Source organism: uncultured Helcococcus sp., assembly GCF_946998255.1.
In the GTDB taxonomy this organism is placed as follows: Bacteria; Bacillota; Clostridia; order Tissierellales; family Peptoniphilaceae; genus Helcococcus.
Window position 1 is genome coordinate 1 of sequence record NZ_CAMPYN010000088.1, and the last position, 2,966, is coordinate 2,966.

Genomic DNA, 2,966 nt, shown 5'->3' on the forward strand with positions numbered 1-2,966 from the left:
GGGTCTCCAAAGTTTCAGCATCACTTCTTGTTTGTAAAAAGAAAAAGTCTTTATTGGCTTCATTCAATATAGGCTGCTTGCCCTGGTTAATTAAATGGGCATTCTTTGTGATGTTTGATCCCTCACCTTGTCTAAAAATTGTATCCAACTTTATAGTAGGAATGACTCCCGAATCAATCATATCATTTAAGACATTACCAGGTCCTACTGATGGCAACTGGTCTGCATCACCTACAAATATCAACATGGAATCTTTTTTTATAGCCTTGAGTAAATTATTCATAAGGTAGATGTCAACCATGGAAACTTCATCAACAATTACCAAGTCTGCATCTAGAGGGTTTTCTTCATTGAAGTCTAAAAGTAATTCTTCTGAGAAAGACTTGTAACCTAAAAGTCTATGAATGGTGGAAGATTCTTGTCCAGTTGATTCTTCCATTCTTTTGGCAGCCCTCCCAGTTGGAGCACACAAAGTAAATTTCAACCTAAGGTTTTTAGCAATCATTATGATGGCTTTTATAATGGTTGTCTTACCAGTACCTGGCCCACCAGTTATAATCATTAGCTTTTCTTCTAAAGCTGTCTTTATAGCTTTTTTCTGACTTTCAGAATATTCTATTCCTTCTAGCTTTTCCACATTTTCTATTTCACAGTCTAAGTCAAATCCATCAAATTTTTTAGTTGAATTTAGTAGGGACAGTAAATTTTGACTAATGGATAATTCCGTATCATAAACTATTCTTAAATATATAACTTCCTTGCCATCCAATTCATTTATTTTAATCCTATTATTAAATACTAAGAATGGAATTTGTTCATCAACTTGCTTAGGATCTACATTTAGAGTTTTTGCTGCTTGAGTTAAAAAATCATCATAATATAAGAAACAGTCCCCATCCTTGGCTTCTGCTTGAGCAAGTACGAATATAATTCCTGCCCTTATCCTAAATTCAGAATCATGGCCAATTCCTATGACCTTAGCCATTTTATCAGCCGTATTAAACCCCAAACCTCGAATATCATCTATTAGTTGGTAGGGATTTTCTTCTATAACTTCTCTTGTCTTTTCCTTATACTTTGCATATATGTCGGAACTTAGCTTTGGACCAAGCTCAAACTTTTGTAAGTAAAGGGCACTTTGTCTGGAAGATTGGGCAGCTTCAAAAGATTCTATAATCTTCTTTAATGTAGCCTTTCCTATACCCGGGATTTCTAATAGTCTTTCAGGACTTTCGCCCATTATATCCAAGGTATCTTCAGCGAACCTATCTACAATTTGCTTGGCTCTTTTTGGTCCAATATTAGAAATTATGCCTGAACTCAAGTATTTCTCAATTTGAGATACAGAGCTAGGCATAATCTTCTCATAAGTTTTCAATTGTATTTGTTCTCCATAATCCTTATGAAAAACAAGATCACCAGACACAGACAAGATATCCCCCTTATTTAAATCTAAAATCTTACCGACTACTGTCACATAGCCATCTTCTGTATCTAAAGTAAATACAGTATATAAATTTTCTTGATTTCTATAAATGATATCTTCGACTGTACCTTTGGTTTTTATCATTCTATTCCTCTACTTTTACTATTTGTAAATCTGCTCCTAAGTCTGTAAATTTCTTTTCAAAGTCGTAGTAGCCTCTGTAAATATGGTAGGTATCATGCACCCTAGTTTCACCTTCAGCAACTAGTCCTGCAAGTATACATGATGCCCCAGCCCTTAAGTCTGTAGCTTTCACATCAGTACCAACTAATTTATCTACACCCTTTATCCTTGCTTCGTTACCATCTGTAACGATCAAGGCTCTCATTTTTTGCAATTCAGCTACGTGCATAAACCTATTTTCAAAAACAGTTTCTTTTACAACTGAATCCCCTTCACTTATTGTTAAAAGTGTCATGAATTGTGATTGGACATCAGTAGGTAGGCCTGGATAAGGTAGGGTCTTGATATTCATAGCCTTTGGCTTATCTGCACCTATAACTCTGATTTGATCTTCATCTTCATTAATTTCAACTTGGGCACCATTTTCTCTTAGTTTTGCAATAATAGGCACCAAGTGAACCGAAACAACATCTGTTACTAAAACATCTCCCTTAGTCATAGCTGCAGCTACCATATATGTAGCAGCTTCTATCCTATCAGGCATAACTGTATGGCTTCCACCAGATAATTCTTTCACTCCGATTACTTCAATAGTTTTTGTACCTGCTCCCCTTATTTTAGCCCCTAATTTATTTAAAAAGTTAGCTAAGTCTGTGATTTCTGGCTCTTGGGCAGCATTATCTATAGTAGTTGTACCTTCTGCTAAAACTGCAGCCATCATGATATTTTCAGTAGCTCCTACAGATGGGAAATCTAGATAGATTGGAGCACCCTTTAATCCTGCTGAACCATCTACATCAATAGCATCTATTCCTATGTGTACCTTGGCACCCAAAGATTCAAAACCCTTTAAGTGTAGGTCAACAGGTCTAGAACCTATAGAACATCCACCTGGCATATAGGTAATGGACTTACCAAATCTTGATAATAAAGGACCAGTTACAACAAATGAAGCTCTCATTTTATTCATAAGTTCAATTGGTGTAATGTAGTCTGTGATATCATCATTTTTGATCTTAACTGTGGTTTCATCTATCCTTTCAACTTTTGATCCTAGATATTGAAGTACATCTAGCATAACATTCACATCTTTTAATGGAGGAAGGTTGGATATGGTTACTTCTTCCTTGGTCAGCAAAGTCGCAGCCAACAACTTAAGTCCAGAGTTTTTTGCTCCGGAAATTTTAACTTCTCCCTTTAATGGTCCATTTGGTCTCACCCTAATATATTCTCTCATTTATAAATCTCCTAAATAATCTCTAGTAATTATCTACCTAATATGTAAGGTAAAGAGCAGTCATTAAGATGCGACTACCCCTTATAATCATACCACAAATGCTTCTAGGAATCATTAGTG

The 2,966-nt window shown here is 35.6% G+C and carries 2 protein-coding genes; both read right to left on the reverse strand.

The features are described 5' to 3' along the window. On the reverse strand, window positions 1–1,570 hold a 1,570-nt coding region (locus Q0U66_RS05710; RefSeq protein WP_297378563.1), incomplete at its 3' end, for an AAA family ATPase. A gap of 1 nt (window position 1,571) precedes the next feature. Further along, on the reverse strand, window positions 1,572–2,846 hold the full coding sequence (gene murA, locus Q0U66_RS05715) for a UDP-N-acetylglucosamine 1-carboxyvinyltransferase (protein WP_297378568.1): 1,275 nt from the start codon (window positions 2,844–2,846) through the stop codon (window positions 1,572–1,574). Window positions 2,847–2,966 lie beyond the last annotated feature (120 nt).

Excerpts from the sequence above, each read along its gene's own strand:
- murA (WP_297378568.1), bottom strand. The coding sequence starts at position 2,846 with ATGAGAGAATATATTAGGGTGAGACCAAATGGACCATTAAAGGGAGAA.